Origin of the sequence: Streptomyces showdoensis (assembly GCF_039535475.1) — a bacterium.
Classification (GTDB): Bacteria; Actinomycetota; Actinomycetes; order Streptomycetales; family Streptomycetaceae; genus Streptomyces; species Streptomyces showdoensis.
In genome coordinates this window covers 1093634-1109535 of record NZ_BAAAXG010000026.1, presented here as the reverse complement: position 1 = coordinate 1109535, position 15902 = coordinate 1093634, and the positions used below count along the sequence as shown (strand labels likewise).

Genomic DNA, 15902 nt, shown 5'->3' with positions numbered 1-15902 from the left:
GGCATGTCCGCCCGATGAGACGAGGACTGAGACATTCTGTAGTGGTGGGATCACACGAACACGCGACGGCGGAACTGGCGGACGCACTGCGGGCGGCGGTGGCGGGCGAGGTCGACTTCTCCCCCACCGCCCGCGCCCTGACCTCGATGGACGCCTCCAACTACCGGCGCGTCCCGCTCGGCGTCGTCGCCCCCAGGGACGCCGACGACGTCGCCGCGGTCCTGGAGGTCTGCCGGGAGCGCGGGGTGCCGGTCGTCCCCCGCGGCGGGGGTACGTCCATCGCCGGACAGGCCACCGGAACGGGTGTCGTGCTCGATCTCACCCGGCACCTGCGCGCGCTCGTCTCCCTCGACCCCGAGGCGCGCACCGCCGTCGTCCAGCCAGGGCTCGTCCTCGACCGGCTGCGCGAGGCGGCCCGCCCGCACGGGCTGACCTTCGGCCCCGACCCGTCCACGCACAGCCGCTGCACGCTCGGCGGGATGATCGGCAACAACGCCTGCGGCTCGCACTCGGTGGCCTGGGGCACCACCGCCGACAACGTCCGCGGCCTCGACGTGGTCACCTACGGCGGCGAACGGCGGCGCCTGGGCCGCGACTGGCAGGGCGCGCCGGCCGGGCTGCGCGAGCTGGTCGGCCGCAACCTGGCGCCCCTGCGCACCGGTTACCCCGACGGCCTGCCCCGCCGGATCTCCGGCTACGCCCTCGACGCGCTGCTGCCCGAGCGGGGCGCGGACGTGGCCCGCTCCTTCTGCGGCAGCGAGGGCACGCTCGGGGTGGTGACGGAGGCCGAGCTGCGGTTGGTTCCGCTCCCTGCGGAACCCGTCCTCGTGGTCCTCGGCTACCCCGACGAGAGCGCCGCGGCGGACGCGGCGGCCGGACTGCTGCCGCTCGGACCGCTGACCGTGGAGGGCATGGCCGCCGACCTCGTGCGGGGCGCGGCCACCGGGCTGCCGAAGGGCGGGGCCTGGCTGTTCGTCGAGGTCGACGGCGCCGCGGCCGCCACCGCGCTGGTGCGGGCCGCGGACGCCCTGGACTCCCTGCTGGTCGCGGACCCCGTCGGGCAGCGGGCGCTGTGGCGGATCCGGGAGGACGCGGCGGGCACGGCCACCCGGATGCCCGGGGGCGGCGGGGAGGCCTGGCCCGGCTGGGAGGACTGCGCGGTGCCGCCGGCCCGGCTCGGCGCGTACCTGCGCGCATTCCGCTCGCTGCTCAAGGAGTTCGGGCTGCGGGGCACCCCGTACGGGCACTTCGGCGACGGCTGCGTCCACGTCCGCATCGACTTCGACCTCTACACCGGAGCCGGGGTACGGGACTTCCGCCGTTTCTCGGAGGCGGTGGCCGACCTGGTCGTCGCGCACGGCGGCTCCCTGTCGGGCGAGCACGGCGACGGCAAGGCGCGGGCCGAACTGCTGCCGCGCATGTACGGGGACGCGCTCGTCGGCCTGTTCGGCGAGGTCAAGGACCTGTGGGATCCGGCGGGCGGCCTCAACCCCGGCATGCTGGTCCGTCCCGAGCCGCTGGACTCGGGCCTGCGCTTCGCGGAGCTGCCGGTGGTGGGCCTCGGGCGCGAGGTCGCCCGCTGCGTGGGCGTCGCCGCATGCCGTACGGAAGGACCGAGTTCGGGACCCGGCGTGATGTGTCCGTCCTACCGGGCGACCGGCGAGGAGCGGCACTCCACACGCGGCCGGGCCCGGCTGCTCCACGAGATGGCGCTCGGCGAGATCATCACGGACGGCGCGCGTTCGGAGGAGGTCCGCGAGGCGCTCGACCTGTGCCTGTCCTGCAAGGGCTGCCACAGCGACTGCCCGGCGGGCGTCGACATGGCCGCGTACAAGGCGCGGTTCCTGGACGAGCACTACGCGGGGCGGCCCTGGGCGCGCCCGCGCTCCCACTGGACGATGGGCGGACTGCCGCGCCTGCTCGACCACTTCGGGCCCGCCCTCAACGTGGCGATGCGGCTGCCGTTCGCGGCCCGGCTCGCGGGCGTCACCCCGGAACGGGCCATGCCGAGGGTGGCGGGGGAGTCGTTCACGTCCTGGTTCGGCGAGCGCGCCTCGGACCGGCCACCGGCGCTCACCCTGTGGCCCGACACGTTCACGGACCACCTCGCCCCCGAGGTCGGGCGGGCCGCCGTCCGCGTCCTGGAGGACGCCGGGCTGGGCGTCACGCTGCCGCCCGGCCGGGTCTGCTGCGGCCTGACCTACGTCTCGGCCGGCCGGCTGGACGCGGCGCGGAAGGCGATGCGCCGGACGCTCGACGTCATGGTCGGCGGGGGCACGGCGGACGGTGCGCGGGGCGGTGCGGGCGGGGCCACCGTCGGTCCGTCCGGCGGTGCGGGGCTCCCGGTGCCCGGGCCCGTCGTCGTCCTGGAGCCCTCCTGCGCGGCCACGCTCCGCTCCGACCTGACCGCACTCCTCCCGGACGACCCGCGCGCCGCCCTGCTGGCCGCCTCCGTGCGCACCTTCGCCGAGGCCCTGGAGGAGCTGGCCCCGGACTGGGCCCCGCCCCGGGTGGACCGCCCGGTCACCGGGCAGACCCACTGCCACCAGCACGCGGTCCTGGGCGACGCGGCCGACCGCCGTCTGCGCGAGCGCGCCGGCCTGGACGGCGAGCCGGCGGGCGGGTGCTGCGGCCTGGCCGGCAACTTCGGCTTCGAGCCGGGCCACGAGGAGGTCTCCGCCGCCTGCGCCGAGGACCAGCTCCTGCCGGCCCTGCGGGCCGCCCCGCCGCACGCCGTCGTCCTCGCGGACGGCTTCTCCTGCCGTACCCAGATCGCCCACACGCGGCCGGACCGGCACGCGCGGCACACCGCGGAGATCCTGGCGGAGGCGCTGGAGGAGGGGGAGTGAGGAGGGCCGGGGGACGGGTGGGCGAGGGGGCTCAGACCGCGACGGAGAGCAGGTCCACGACGAAGACGAGGGTCGAGCCCGCCGGGATCGCCGACGTGGGCGACTGGTTGCCGTAGCCGAGGCGCGGGGGGATGACGATCTCGCGCCGGCCGCCGACCTTCATGCCCCGGATCCCCCGGTCCATGCCCTTGACGACCCGGCCGCCGCCCACGGCGAACTTGAACGGCTCGCCCCGGTCCCAGGAGGAGTCGAACTCCTTCCCCGACGCGAAGGTCACCCCGACGTAGTGGATCCGGACGACCCGGCCCGGCTTGGCCTCCAGGCCGTCGCCGACGACGAGGTCGCGGAAGGTCAGCTCGGTGGGGGCCTCGCCCTCGGGGCGCTCGACCACGGGCTTGGTCGGTTCGGTCATCGCAGTCTCGTCACTCTCCGCCGGGAGCCCTGGCCCGGGCCGGCCGGGGCCGGACCAGCCTAGACCCCGCCCTCCGGATCACGCCGGGCCCGCGGTCCCCGCGATCTCCCGCGCCAGCTCGACCAGCGCCGCGACCGCGGGGTGCCGGTCGCCCTCCCGCCAGGCCAGCAGGACCGGCACCGGCGGCGCGTCGGTCAGGGGGCGGTAGGCGACGCCCGGGTGGGGGTGGAGGGTGGCGGTCGAGGCGGAGGTGACGCCGATGCCCCGGGCCGCGGCGATCGTGCTGAGCCAGTCGTCGGTGTTGGCGACGGTCAGGGTGGTGCGGGGGGCGGGCGGCGGCGGGCCACAGGTCGAGGGTGGTCGTGCCCGAGACCGGGTTGAGGATCGCGGTCTCGGCCGCCAGGTCCGCCAGGGCCAGGGCGGGGCGCGCGGCCAGCGGGCTGTCCGCCGGGACGGCCGCCACCCGCTCCTCGGTGAGCAGTTCCTCGGTCGCCAGGCCCGGGACCTCCACCGGCCCGCGCAGCAGCGCCGCGTCCACCTCGCCGCGCAGCAGGCCGGCCGTGCGGTCGTCGACGCGGAGGAGTTCGAGCGGGGTCCCGGGGTGCTCGGCCTGCCATCGGCGTAGCAGCGGGGTCGTGTACGGGCCGAAGGCCGACCAGGCGTGGCCCAGGCGCAGCGGGCGGTGGCGGAGCAGCTCCGGGTCGACGGCGGCGTCGAAGGCGGTGACGGCCGCGGCGGCCCGGTCGTGGAAGGTCCGCCCCTCGGGGGTGAGGGCGAGGTGGTGGGTGCTGCGGTCGACGAGCCGGGCGCCGAGGTGGCGTTCCAGCGCGGCGAGGGTGCGCGAGACGGCCGGCTGGGTGAGGTGGAGGCGGGCGGCGGCGCGGGTGAGGTTGCCTTCCTCCGCGATCGCGAGGAAGCAGCGGAGGTGGCGGAGCTCGATGTTCGTCCGGCTCATGTCTTCGGAGCATAACCACAGATCAATCGGCATTTCACATGCCGCGCGGAGGCTCCTAGCGTGAGGGTTGGAGCCTCGGGGGTCGGTCCACTACTCTGGACTGGTTGGTTCAGAGTAGTGAACTCTTGATCGTTTTCAGTACAAGGAGCGCGCCGGTGGACAGCCCGGTCAAGGAGACAGCCGCCGTATCCACGGCCACCACCGCGGGCCCCGCCGTTCCGGGCGGAAGCGCCTCCCGGGCCTCCCGGGCCACCCGGGCCACCCGGCTGGGGCCTGTCGCGCTCGTCGTCGCCGGCGGCCTCTCCGTGCAGTTCGGATCCGCCGTCGCCGTCCTGCTCATGCCCCGGGCCGGCGCCCTCGGCGTGGTCACCCTGCGGCTCGTGCTCGCCGCCGCCGTCCTGCTGCTGGTCTGCCGCCCGAAGGTCCGCGGCCACAGTCGTGCCGACTGGGGCACCGTGCTCGCCTTCGGCGCCGCCATGTCCGGCATGAACATCCTGTTCTACCTGGCCGTCGACCGGATCCCGCTCGGTGCCGCCGTCACCCTCGAAGTGCTCGGCCCGCTCGCGCTCTCCGTCATCGCCTCCCGCCACCTGGCCAACCTGCTCTGGGCCGGCCTCGCGCTCGGCGGCGTCGTCCTGCTCAGCGGCGGCGGCTTCGACCGGCTCGACCCGGCCGGCGCCGGCTTCGCCCTCGCGGCGGGCGCCATGTGGGCCGCGTACATCGTCTTCAGCGCCCGCACCGGCCGCCGCTTCCCGCAGGCCGACGGACTCGCGCTCGCGATGGCGGTCGGGGCGGTCATCAGCCTGCCGTTCGGCATCGTCGAGGCCGGCGACCGGCTCCTCGTGCCGTCGACCGTCGGACTCGGCCTGGCCGTCGCGCTGATGTCCTCGGTCCTTCCGTACACCCTCGAACTGCTCGCCCTGCGCCGCCTCCCGGCCCCCACCTTCGCCATCCTGATGAGCCTGGAACCGGCCATCGCCGCCACCGCCGGCTTCCTCGTCCTGCACCAGGCCCTCGGCGTGACGGACGCCCTCGCCATCGCCCTGGTCATCGCGGCGAGCATGGGCGCGGTGCGGACCCAGGCCAGGCGGTCGGCCGGCGGACCGGCCTGATCCTGTCGACGTCTGGCCCGTGGGCGGTTTCCCGCCCACGGGCCTTCTCGCAGGATGGGGGGCATGGCACTGGACATGCGCGAACTCTGCGAACGCTGTGAGACGACCCGGCTCACCCCCGACGGCCCCGCCCGCATCTGCACCTACGAGTGCACCTTCTGTGTGCCGTGCGCGGACGAGATGCGGGACGTCTGCCCCAACTGCGGCGGGGAACTGGTGCCCAGGCCCCGCCGCCGCGTCACCGCCGGCTAGCGCCCGTCCGGCGGGCCCGGACCGGCAGGACGCCCGCGCCGGCCTGATCCGAAGGACACGGGCTAGGCCTCCCTCAGCGCCTCCACCACCACCATCCGGCGCACCCGCCGGGCCGGCAGGACCGAGGCCGCGACGCCCGTGAGGACCGTGGCGGCGAGGATGCCGAGGACGGTGAGGACCGTGCCGCCGGAGGAGGCCAGCACCTGGGGCGCGGAGACCTGGTCGCCCGTCACCGAGCGGGCGGCGAGGGAACCGTAGACCAGGCCCAGGACCGTGCCCGCGAGGGCGCCGGAGAGGGCGAGGAGGACGGACTCCAGGGTCAACATGCGGCGGAGCTGGTCGCCCGCGAGGCCGATCGCGCGGAGCATGCCGAACTCGCGGGTGCGCTCCTCCACCGTGAGCATCAGGGTGGCCGCGACGCCGAGCGCGGCGATGGCCATCGAGAAGCCGAGCAGCACGGTGACCACCAGCATCATCCGGTCCAGCATCGAGCGGACCGTGACGGCGTCGGAGCCGGTGTCCGCGACCCGGATGTCGGGGTGGGCGGCGAGCGCGCGGTCCAGGGCGGCGCGGGCCTCGGTGTGGCCGGTGCCGTCGGCCGGGTTCACCAGGACCGTCGCCAGGTGCGCGGCGGAGCCGGGGGCGAGCCGCTCGAAGGTGGCGCCGTCGACGTACACCGTGGCCTCGGGGAAGAGCGCGACCGGCAGCATGGAGCCCGCGCCGGCGTCGACGACGGTCAGGCGGGTGCCGGCCGCGGACGCCGCCCCGCCCTTCACCGTCAGGCTCCCGTCCCGTGCGCCGAGGGCCAGCGCCTGCCCGTCCTTCAGGGCGCGGGCCGCGGCCACGCCCTCCGCGTCGGGGTTGAGGGCGGCCGGGTCCGCCGTGGCGACCACCGTGCGGCTCCCGTCGACGGTCAGGACGGCGGTGCGGACCGGGGTGACCCGCAGACCGGACTCGGCCCGCAGGGCCGTGAGGGCGTCGGCCGGGACCCGGTCGCGGTCGGAGTCCAGGGTGAAGACGGCGGGCATCCGGCTCGCGAGCATCTCCTCCAGGCCGCCCTTGGTGACGCCGATCGCCGTCACCGCGGAGACCGCGACCGTCACGCCGACCAGCATCGCGGAGGCGGCGGCGGAGGTGCGGCCCGCGTTGGCGCGCAGCTGCTGGACGGAGAGCCGTCCGACGGTGCCGAAGGGGCGGCGCAGGGCCAGCCCGATGAGGGCGACGAACGGCGGCAGCACGTACCGCGCGTACCGCAGCACCGCGAAGAAGGTGAGGATCGCGCCGAGCGTCACCGCGAGCAGCATGAGCGGCGAGCCGCCGAACGCGCCGAGCGCGAGCAGGCCGGTACCGGCGACGAGCAGGAGCAGCGAGACGAGCTCGCGCAGGGCGCGGCTGCCGGGCTCGGGCAGCTTCGCCGCGCCGCTCGCGGCGAGGGCCGCGACGGGCGGTACGGCGGAGGCGGCCCGGGCGGGCTTGCGCACCGCCCAGAGGGTGAGCAGGACGCCGAAGAGCCCGCCGAGGACGAAGGTCCAGCGGCCCGGCATCAGCGAGACCTCGACGGGGCCGAGGTCGGCGAGCCCGTTGAGGAGGGCGGTGCCGAGGGCGCAGGCGCCCGCGCCGGCCGCGAGTCCGCCGGCGGAGGCGAGCACGCCGAGCATCAGGCCCTGGCGGCGGATGATCCGGCGCACCTGGTCGCGGTCGGTGCCGATGCAGCGCAGCAGGGCCAGCTGGCGGGCGCGCTGGGCGAGGACGACGGAGAAGGTGTTGGTGACGACCATCCGGGCGACGGTCATCGCGATGAGGACGAAGGAGAGCGCGGCGGTGAGCACGACCGCGTACATGGTCCTGCCGCTCTGCTTGGCCTCCTCGACCGCCCCGGCGTGGGTGCGGGCGGTGACGCCGCCGCCGAGTTCCTTCTTGACCTCCTTCGCGACGGCGAGCGCGTCGGCGCCGGGGCGGAGGGCCAGGTCGAGGTGGGTGGCGCGCAGGCCGGTGGCGTACGTGGCGGTCTGCGCGTACGGGACGCCGATGGCCGGCTGGGAGCCGAGGGCCTGGGAGGCGGAGGTGTCGAGGAGGCCGGTGAGGCGTACCTCGGCGGTGCCGCCGGCGGCCCTGGTGAGCCGTACGGTGTCGCCGACGGCGGCGCCGACCCGGGCCGCGCTGTCCCGGTCGAGGGCGATCTCGCCCGCGCGCTCGGGCCAGCGGCCCCCGTCGAGGCGCTGCCAGCGCAGGGCCGGGTCGGCGGCGACGGAGGTGACCAGGGCCCGGTCGTCGAGCGGGCGGCCGGCCGGGGTGAGGACGTTGGCGTGGCCGGTGAGCCGCTCGGCGACGCCGCCGACCTGCGGGAGCCTCGCCGCGCGGGCGGCGCTGCCGGCCGGCAGCGGGGCGCCGTCGCGGCCGGCCACCTGGACGGCCGCGTCGCCGACGTCGGCCGCCGCCGACTGCTCGTAGGACTGGACGAGCGCGCCCGCGCCGCCGACGGACAGCACGAGGAAGGCGACGCCGACGGCGACGGCGGCGCCCGTGAGGACCAGCTGGCGCAGCTGCGCCCGGAAGTCCTTGACGGTGAATCCGAGCAGCGAGGAGGAGCGCGAAGGCGACGGCGACATGCTTCAACGCTAGGAGCGGGAGGGGGCGTTCTCGGCCCCACGAGGCAGGATTCGGGGTCATCCCGGAGTCGTCGGCGGGCGGGTGGGGGTGTCCCTCCGGAGGAGGACACGGGGTCGTTCCGGGGTCGTTCCGGGGGCGTGCGGCCGGCGCTGTCCAAAAATCATGCAAGCGTGCTTGATTGTTTCTTGGGGCCCTGCCATGCTCCTCCGCAACACGCCCGTGCACAGCTCTGTGGACGGGCCCGCGACCGCCGATCCCCGAGGGGGGCGTTCCGTGTCCGACCCCGTCACCCTGCTCGACGACCTGTCCGCCGAGAGCGGGGAAGTCGACTCCCTGGTTGCGGAGTTGAGCCCCGAGCGGTGGGCCGCTCCGACTCCCGCGGCCGGGTGGACGATCGCCCACCAGATCGCGCACCTGGCCTGGACCGACCGGGCCGCGCTGCTCGCCGCGACCGATCCCGAGGCCTTCGCCGCCGAGGCCGCCGAGGCCCTCGCCTCGCCCGGGACCTTCGTCGACGAGGGCGCCGAGAAGGGCGCGGCCCTGCCGCCCGCCGAGCTCCTCGCCGGCTGGCGGGACGGCCGCGAACGGCTCCTCCGGGTGCTGCGCGAGGCCCCGCCGGGCGCCCGCTTCCCCTGGTACGGGCCGGCCATGAGCGCGGCCTCCCTGGCCACCGCCCGGCTCATGGAGACCTGGGCGCACGGGCAGGACGTCGCCGACGCGCTCGGCGTCGTGCGCGTGCCCACGGCGCGGCTGCGGCACGTGGCCTGGATCGGACTGCGCGCCCGCGACTACGCCTACCTCGTCCGGGGACTCACCCCGCCCGCCGAGCCCTTCCGCCTCGAACTCGTCGCCCCCGGCGGCGAGACGTGGGCGTACGGCCCGGAGGACGCGACCCAGGTCGTCAGCGGCCCCGCGCTCGACTTCTGCCTGCTCGTCACGCAGCGCGTGCACCACGCCGACACGGCCCTCGTTCCCCTCGGAGCGGAAGCGGCCCGCTGGCTCACCTTCGCCCAGGCCTTCGCCGGCCCGGCCGGCCAGGGCCGCCCCCCGAAGGACGGCGCACAGGAGCGCGCGGAAGGGGGCGCCGCGTGAGCCGGGTCCTGCGCATCGGCAACGCCTCCGGCTTCTACGGCGACCGCTTCGACGCCGTCCGCGAGATGCTCACCGGGGGAGCGGAGGGCGGCGGGCTCGACGTCCTCACCGGGGACTACCTCGCCGAGCTCACCATGCTCATCCTCGGCCGCGACCTCCTCAAGGACCCCTCCGCCGGGTACGCCAAGACCTTCCTGCGCCAGATGGAGGAGGGCCTGGGGCTCGCCCACGAGCGCGGGGTGCGGATCGTCGCCAACGCCGGCGGGCTCAACCCGGCCGGGCTCGCCGACGCCCTGCGCGCGCTGGCCGGGCGGCTCGGCGTCCCGGCCCGGATCGCCCACGTCGAGGGCGACCGGCTGCCGGCCCGGGACGGGGTGCTCGCCGCCAACGCCTACCTCGGCGGCGCCGGGATCGCCGCCTGCCTCGACGCGGGCGCCGACGTCGTCGTCACCGGCCGGGTCACCGACGCCGCCCTGGTCACCGGGCCCGCGCAGTGGTTCTTCGGCTGGCGGCCGGAGGACCCCGGCGGGTACGACCGGCTCGCGGGAGCGGTCGTCGCCGGGCACGTCCTGGAGTGCGGCACCCAGGCCACCGGCGGCAACTACGCCTTCTTCACCGGCCACGACCCGAAGCTGCTGCGCCGGCCCGGCTTCCCGCTCGCCGAGCTCCACGAGGACGGCAGCGCGGTGATCACCAAGCACCCCGGCACCGGCGGCGTCGTCGACACCGGGACCGTCACCGCGCAGCTGCTGTACGAGACGGGCGGCGCGCGCTACGCGGGCCCCGACGTCACCGCGCGGCTCGACACCGTCCGGCTCGCCCAGGAGGGCCCGGACCGGGTCCGGATCTCCGGGGTGCGGGGCGAGGCGCCGCCGCCGACGCTCAAGGCCGGGCTCTGCCGGCTCGGCGGCTTCCGCAACGAGCTCGTGTTCGTGCTGACCGGCCTCGACGTCGAGGCCAAGGCGGAGCTGGTCCGCGACCAGGTCGAGGACGCCCTCGCCCGGGGACCGAAGCCGCGCCCCGCGCAGGTCCGCTGGGAACTGGCCCGCACCGACCGCGCGGACGCCGCCACCGAGGAGACCGCGAGCGCCCTGCTGCGGCTCGTCGTGCGGGACCCGGACCCCGAGGCCGTCGGCCGGACCCTGTCCGGGGCGGCGATCGAACTGGCCCTCGCGAGCTACCCCGGCTTCCACGTGACCGCCCCGCCCGGGAAGGGCGCCCCCTACGGGGTCTTCGAGACCGCGTACGTCCCCGTCGGGGAGGTCCCGCACACGGCGGTGCTGCCCGACGGGACCCGCCTCGCCGTGCCCGCACCGCAGGAGCGCCGGGCCCTCGCGCCCGTACCGGAGCCGCCGCTGCCGGAGCCGCCGCCGTCGGGGCCCACCCGCCGGGGGCCGCTCGGGCTCGTCGCCGGGGCGCGCAGCGGCGACAAGGGCGGGGACGCGAACGTCGGGGTGTGGGTCCGGGACGACCGGGCCTGGCGCTGGCTCGCGCACACCCTCACCGTCGACCTCTTCCGGCAGTTGCTTCCGGAGACGAAGGAACTGCCGGTCGAACGGCACGTCCTGCCCGGTCTCCGGGCCCTCAACTTCACCGTGACCGGGCTGCTCGGCGAGGGCGTCGCCTCGCAGGCCCGGTTCGACCCGCAGGCCAAGGGACTCGGCGAATGGCTCCGTTCCCGGCACGTGGACCTACCGGAGGAACTGCTGTGACCGTCCTCGCCTCCGCCCTCGACACCGGCGGACCCGACTACGCGCTGCACCGCTCGGCCATGCTGGAGAAGCTCGCCGCGCTCGACGCCGACCACGCCAAGGCCTGCGCGGGCGGCGGCGAGAAGTACACCGCGCGGCACCGCGGGCGCGGCAAGCTGCTGGCCCGCGAGCGGATCGAGCTGCTCGTCGACCCGGACACCCCCTTCCTGGAGCTGTCCCCGCTCGCCGCCTGGGGCAGCGACTACCCGCTGGGCGCCTCGCTCGTCACCGGCATCGGCGTCATCGAGGGCGTCGAGTGCCTGATCACCGCCAACGACCCGACCGTGCGCGGCGGAGCCTCCAACCCCTGGACGCTGAAGAAGGCGCTGCGGGCCAACGAGATCGCGTTCGCCAACCGGCTCCCGGTGGTCTCGCTCGTCGAGTCCGGGGGCGCGGACCTGCCCTCCCAGAAGGAGATCTTCATCCCGGGCGGCGCGCTCTTCCGCGACCTCACCCGGCTGTCCGCCGCCGGCATCCCCACGATCGCGGTCGTCTTCGGCAACTCGACGGCCGGCGGGGCGTACGTCCCCGGCATGTCCGACCACACGGTGATGATCAAGGAGCGGTCGAAGGTCTTCCTCGGCGGGCCGCCGCTGGTGAAGATGGCCACGGGCGAGGAGAGCGACGACGAGTCGCTCGGCGGCGCCGAGATGCACGCCCGGGTCTCCGGGCTCGCCGACCACTACGCCGTCGACGAGGCCGACGCCCTGCGCCAGGCCCGCCGGATCGTCGCCCGCCTCAACCACCGCAAGGCACACCCCGACCCCCTCCCGGCGGCGCCCCCGAAGTACGACGAGGACGAGCTGCTCGGCATCGTCCCCGGCGATCTGAAGACCCCCTTCGACCCGCGCGAGGTGATCGCCCGGATCGTCGACGGCTCGGAGTTCGACGAGTTCAAGGCGCTGTACGGGCCGAGCCTGGTGACGGGCTGGGCCGAGCTGCACGGCTATCCGGTCGGCGTCCTCGCCAACGCGCAGGGCGTGCTGTTCAGCGCCGAGTCGCAGAAGGCGGCGCAGTTCATCCAGCTCGCCAACCAGCGCGACATCCCGCTCCTGTTCCTGCACAACACCACCGGCTACATGGTCGGCAAGGAGTACGAGCAGGGCGGCATCATCAAGCACGGCGCCATGATGATCAACGCGGTGGCGAACTCGAAGGTCCCGCACCTCTCCGTGCTCATGGGGGCCTCGTACGGCGCCGGGCACTACGGCATGTGCGGCCGGGCCTACGACCCGCGCTTCCTCTTCGCCTGGCCGAGCGCCAAGTCGGCCGTCATGGGCCCGCAGCAGCTCGCGGGCGTGCTCTCCATCGTGGCGCGCGCCTCGGCGGAGGCGAAGGGGCAGCCGTACGACGAGGAGCAGGACGCCGGCATGCGGGCGTTCGTCGAGGCGCAGATCGAGGCGGAGTCGCTGCCGTCCTTCCTCTCCGGACGGCTGTACGACGACGGGGTCATCGACCCGCGCGACACCCGCACCGTCCTCGGGCTCTGCCTGTCCGCGATCCACAACGCACCGGTCGAGGGCGCGCGCGGCGGCTTCGGCGTCTTCCGAATGTGAGGCCTCTCGTGATGACGACTGTTCTGGTGGCGAACCGGGGCGAGATCGCCTGCCGGGTCTTCCGCACCTGCCGCGAACTGGGCATCGCCACGGTGGCGGTGTACTCCGACGCGGACGCCGGCGCCCTGCACGTGCGCGAGGCGGACGCGGCCGTACGGCTGCCCGGGGCGACGCCCGCGGAGACGTACCTGCGCGGCGACCTGGTGGTGAAGGCGGCGCTCGCGGCGGGCGCGGACGCGGTCCACCCTGGCTATGGATTCCTCTCCGAGAACAAGGAATTCGCGCAGGCGGTGATCGAGGCCGGCCTGCTGTGGATCGGCCCGCCGCCCGCCGCGATCGAGGCGATGGCCTCCAAGACCCGCGCCAAGGAGCTCCTCGGCATCCCGCCGCTCGCGGCCGCCGACGTGACCGAGGCCGAGCTGCCCGTCCTGGTGAAGGCCGCGGCGGGCGGCGGCGGGCGCGGCATGCGTGTGGTGCGCGAACTGGACGCGCTGAAGGGTGCGTTGGCGGCGGCGTCCGCCGAGGCGCTGAGCGCCTTCGGGGACGGCGAGGTGTTCGTCGAGCCGTACGTCGAGGACGGCCGGCACGTCGAGGTGCAGATCCTCGCCGACGCGCACGGCACGGTGTGGACGCTCGGCACCCGCGACTGCTCCCTCCAGCGCCGCCACCAGAAGGTGATCGAGGAGGCTCCGGCACCCGGCCTCCCGGCGGAGCTGCTGGACTCCCTCTACGCGGCCTCCGCCTCCGCCGCGCGCGCCGTCGGCTACGTGGGCGCGGGCACGGTCGAGTTCCTGGTCGCCGAGAGCCCCCGAGCACTCGGCTCCGCTGGAGCAGGGGGGAACCTCGTCGCGCACTTCCTGGAGATGAACACCCGCCTCCAGGTCGAGCACCCGGTCACCGAGGAGATCCACGGCCTCGACCTGGTCGCCCTCCAGCTGGCGGTGGCCGAGGGGACCCCGCTCCCGCCCGAGCCGCCCGCGCCCCGCGGCCACGCCATCGAGGCCCGGCTCTACGCGGAGGACCCGGCGGGCGGCTGGACCCCGCAGACGGGGGTGCTGCACACGCTGGAGTTCCCGGACGCTCCGGACGCTCCGGACGCCACCGGGGCCACCGGGGCCACCGGGGCCGCCGCCACCGGCGCGCCCGCCCGCGCGTCCGGCGCGTCCGCCCTGCCGGGTGCCGTTCCGGCGCACGCCCCGGCCCGTACCCGGGTCCGCGTCGACACCGGATACGCCTCCGGCGACACCGTCGGCGTCCACTACGACGCCATGCTCGCCAAGGTCGTCGTCCACGCCCCCACCCGTGCCGAGGCGGCCCGCAAGCTGGCCCACGTCCTGGAGCGGGCCCGGATCCACGGGCCCGTGACCAACCGGGACCTGCTCGTCGCCTCCCTCCGGCACCCCGACTTCACCGACCCGGCCCGCCTCGGCACCGGCTTCTACGAGCGCCACGTCGAGGGCGCCGTGAGCGCTGACGGCACCGACGGCGTCGGCGTCCTGACCGAGCCGCCCGCCGGGGAGGAGCAGGCCGCCGTGGCCGCCGCGCTCGCGGCGGCGGCGCAGGGCCGCGGCCGCTTCGGCGGCGGCTGGCGGAACGTGCGCTCGCAGGACGAGACCCGTACGTACACGGGGCACGGCACCCACGAGGTCCGCTACCGCCCGACCCGCACCGGCGGCCACGAGGTGACGGCCCCGCCCGGGATCCGCGCGGTGGCCGTCGGGCCCGACCGGGTGAGCCTCGAAGTCGACGGCGTGGTGCGCCACTTCGAGGTCGCCCGGCACGGCGACACGGTCTTCGTCGGCCGCCACCGCCTCACCGCCGCCCCCCGCTTCCCCGACCCGCGCGAGCAGACCGCCCCCGGCTCCCTGCTCGCCCCCATGCCCGGCACCGTCGTCCGGGTCGCCGAGGGCCTCGCCGTCGGCGACCCGGTCGAGGCGGGGCAGCCCCTGCTCTGGCTGGAGGCCATGAAGATGGAACACCGGGTCACCGCGCCCGCCTCCGGCACGCTCACCGCGCTGCACGCCGCCCCCGGCCGCCAGGTCGAGGTCGGAGCCCTGCTCGCCGTCGTACAGCCCGTACCGACCGAAGCCCAGGAGGACCAGACCGCATGAGCAGCAGCATCATCGAGTCCCCGGAGCACACCGCGCTCCGCGCCGCCGTCTCCGCGCTCGGCCACCGCCACGGCCCCGGCTTCGACCGGGCGAGCCTGTGGGCCGAGGCCGGCAAGCTGGGCTACCTGGGCGTGAACCTGCCCGAGGAGTACGGCGGCGGGGGCGGCGGCATGGCCGAGCTGTCCATCGTCCTGGAGGAGGCGGGCGCGGCCGGCGCGCCGCTCCTGATGATGGTGGTCTCGCCCGCCATCTGCGGCACGGTGATATCCCGCTTCGGCACCGAGGGGCAGAAGCGGGCCTGGCTCCCCGGTCTGGCCGACGGCAGCCGCACCATGGCCTTCGGCATCACCGAGCCGGACGCCGGCTCCAACTCCCACCGCATCACCACCACCGCCACCCGCACCGAGGACGGCTGGGTCCTCAACGGGCGCAAGGTCTTCGTCTCCGGCGTCGACATCGCCGACGCCACCCTGATCGTCGGCCGCACCTCCGACGCCCGCACCGGCACCCTCAAGGCCTGCCTGTTCATCGTGCCGCGCGACACGCCGGGCTTCGAGCGGCGGCAGATCGAGATGGAACTGGCCGCGGACGAGAAGCAGTTCGAGCTGGTCCTGGACGACGTGCACCTGCCGGCCGACGCGCTGGTCGGCGACGAGGACGCGGGCCTGCTCCAGCTCTTCGCCGGGCTCAACCCGGAGCGGATCATGACGGCCGCGTTCGCGATCGGCATGGGCCGGTACGCCCTCGCGCAGGCGGTGAAGTACGCCAAGGAGCGGCAGGTCTGGAAGGCCCCCATCGGCTCCCACCAGGCCATCGCCCATCCGCTCGCGCAGGCCCACATCGAGCTGGAGCTGGCCCGGCTGATGATGCGGAAGGCCGCCGCGCTCTACGACGCGGGCGACGACATGGGCGCGGGCGAGGCCGCGAACATGGCGAAGTACGCGGCCGCCGAGGCCTGCGTCCGGGCCGTCGACCAGGCCGTCCACACCCTGGGCGGCAACGGCCTCACCAAGGAGTTCGGCCTGGCCCGGCTGATCACGGCCGCCCGGGTGGCCCGGATCGCCCCGGTCAGCCGCGAGATGATCCTCAACTTCGTGTCCCACCAGTCCCTGGGTCTCCCCAAGTCGTACTGACCCGGTCCATGCTGGCCGTCCCGTGACGGCGGCACCGCCGGTGCCGCCGTCACGACCGTCACCGCCGTC

10 protein-coding genes and 1 pseudogene are annotated in these 15902 nt (G+C 75.6%); 8 read left to right on the top strand and 3 right to left on the bottom strand.

From position 1 onward, the window contains the following. Nucleotides 1-14: 14 nt before the first annotated feature. Entirely contained in the window at nt 15-2849 is a 2835-nt protein-coding gene (locus tag ABD981_RS17745; protein ID WP_046906567.1) for an FAD-binding and (Fe-S)-binding domain-containing protein, read from the top strand. 31 nt (nt 2850-2880) lie between these two features. Here ABD981_RS17745 and ABD981_RS17740 read toward each other — a convergent pair whose 3' ends face one another. After that, on the bottom strand, nt 2881-3261 hold the full coding sequence (locus tag ABD981_RS17740; protein ID WP_046906568.1) for an FKBP-type peptidyl-prolyl cis-trans isomerase: 381 nt from the start codon (nt 3259-3261) through the stop codon (nt 2881-2883). 78 nt (nt 3262-3339) lie between these two features. Further along, nucleotides 3340-4249, bottom strand: a pseudogene (locus ABD981_RS17735) (LysR family transcriptional regulator). Between the two features lie 122 nt (nt 4250-4371). Between ABD981_RS17735 and ABD981_RS17730 the strand changes: the two are divergent. Together ABD981_RS17730 and ABD981_RS17725 are read left to right on the top strand one after the other, a co-directional pair. Beyond that, nucleotides 4372-5328, top strand: a complete 957-nt coding sequence (locus ABD981_RS17730) for an EamA family transporter (protein ID WP_240495136.1) — start codon at nt 4372-4374, stop codon at nt 5326-5328. A 63-nt stretch (nt 5329-5391) separates the two neighbouring features. Then, entirely contained in the window at nt 5392-5580 is a 189-nt protein-coding gene (locus tag ABD981_RS17725; protein ID WP_046906571.1) for a DUF1272 domain-containing protein, read from the top strand. Nucleotides 5581-5642: 62 nt separating this feature from the next. On the opposite strand, the gene ABD981_RS17720 is transcribed toward ABD981_RS17725, so the two are convergent. Then, nucleotides 5643-8189: an FtsX-like permease family protein gene (locus tag ABD981_RS17720; protein WP_046906572.1), complete on the bottom strand. Its 2547-nt coding sequence runs from the start codon at nt 8187-8189 to the stop codon at nt 5643-5645. Nucleotides 8190-8463: 274 nt separating this feature from the next. On the opposite strand from ABD981_RS17720, the gene ABD981_RS17715 reads away from it, so the two are divergent. From ABD981_RS17715 to ABD981_RS17695, 5 genes are read left to right on the top strand one after another with little or no spacing between them, the layout of a single operon-like run. Continuing rightward, nucleotides 8464-9282: a TIGR03084 family metal-binding protein gene (locus ABD981_RS17715; RefSeq protein ID WP_046906573.1), complete on the top strand. Its 819-nt coding sequence runs from the start codon at nt 8464-8466 to the stop codon at nt 9280-9282. After that, nucleotides 9279-10994: an acyclic terpene utilization AtuA family protein gene (locus ABD981_RS17710; RefSeq protein ID WP_046906574.1), complete on the top strand. Its 1716-nt coding sequence runs from the start codon at nt 9279-9281 to the stop codon at nt 10992-10994. The genes ABD981_RS17715 and ABD981_RS17710 overlap by 4 nt, the downstream gene beginning before the upstream one ends. Then, complete coding sequence (locus tag ABD981_RS17705; protein ID WP_046906575.1) at nt 10991-12589, top strand: acyl-CoA carboxylase subunit beta; 1599 nt, start codon at nt 10991-10993, stop codon at nt 12587-12589. Before ABD981_RS17710 ends, ABD981_RS17705 begins: the two co-directional genes overlap by 4 nt. An 8-nt stretch (nt 12590-12597) precedes the next feature. After that, on the top strand, nt 12598-14700 hold the full coding sequence (locus tag ABD981_RS17700) for an ATP-binding protein (RefSeq protein ID WP_046906576.1): 2103 nt from the start codon (nt 12598-12600) through the stop codon (nt 14698-14700). Then, a complete protein-coding gene (locus ABD981_RS17695; RefSeq protein ID WP_046906577.1) occupies nt 14697-15833 on the top strand; it encodes an acyl-CoA dehydrogenase family protein in 1137 nt (378 codons plus the stop codon). The genes ABD981_RS17700 and ABD981_RS17695 overlap by 4 nt, the downstream gene beginning before the upstream one ends. Nucleotides 15834-15902 lie beyond the last annotated feature (69 nt).

Bases quoted from the DNA above. Each gene is read 5' to 3' on its own strand.
- ABD981_RS17745 (WP_046906567.1), top strand. From the start codon at position 15: ATGAGACGAGGACTGAGACATTCTGTAGTGGTGGGATCACACGAACAC.
- ABD981_RS17740 (WP_046906568.1), bottom strand. From the start codon at position 3,261: ATGACCGAACCGACCAAGCCCGTGGTCGAGCGCCCCGAGGGCGAGGCC.
- ABD981_RS17725 (WP_046906571.1), top strand. From the start codon at position 5,392: ATGGCACTGGACATGCGCGAACTCTGCGAACGCTGTGAGACGACCCGG.
- ABD981_RS17720 (WP_046906572.1), bottom strand. From the start codon at position 8,189: ATGTCGCCGTCGCCTTCGCGCTCCTCCTCGCTGCTCGGATTCACCGTC.
- ABD981_RS17695 (WP_046906577.1), top strand. From the start codon at position 14,697: ATGAGCAGCAGCATCATCGAGTCCCCGGAGCACACCGCGCTCCGCGCC.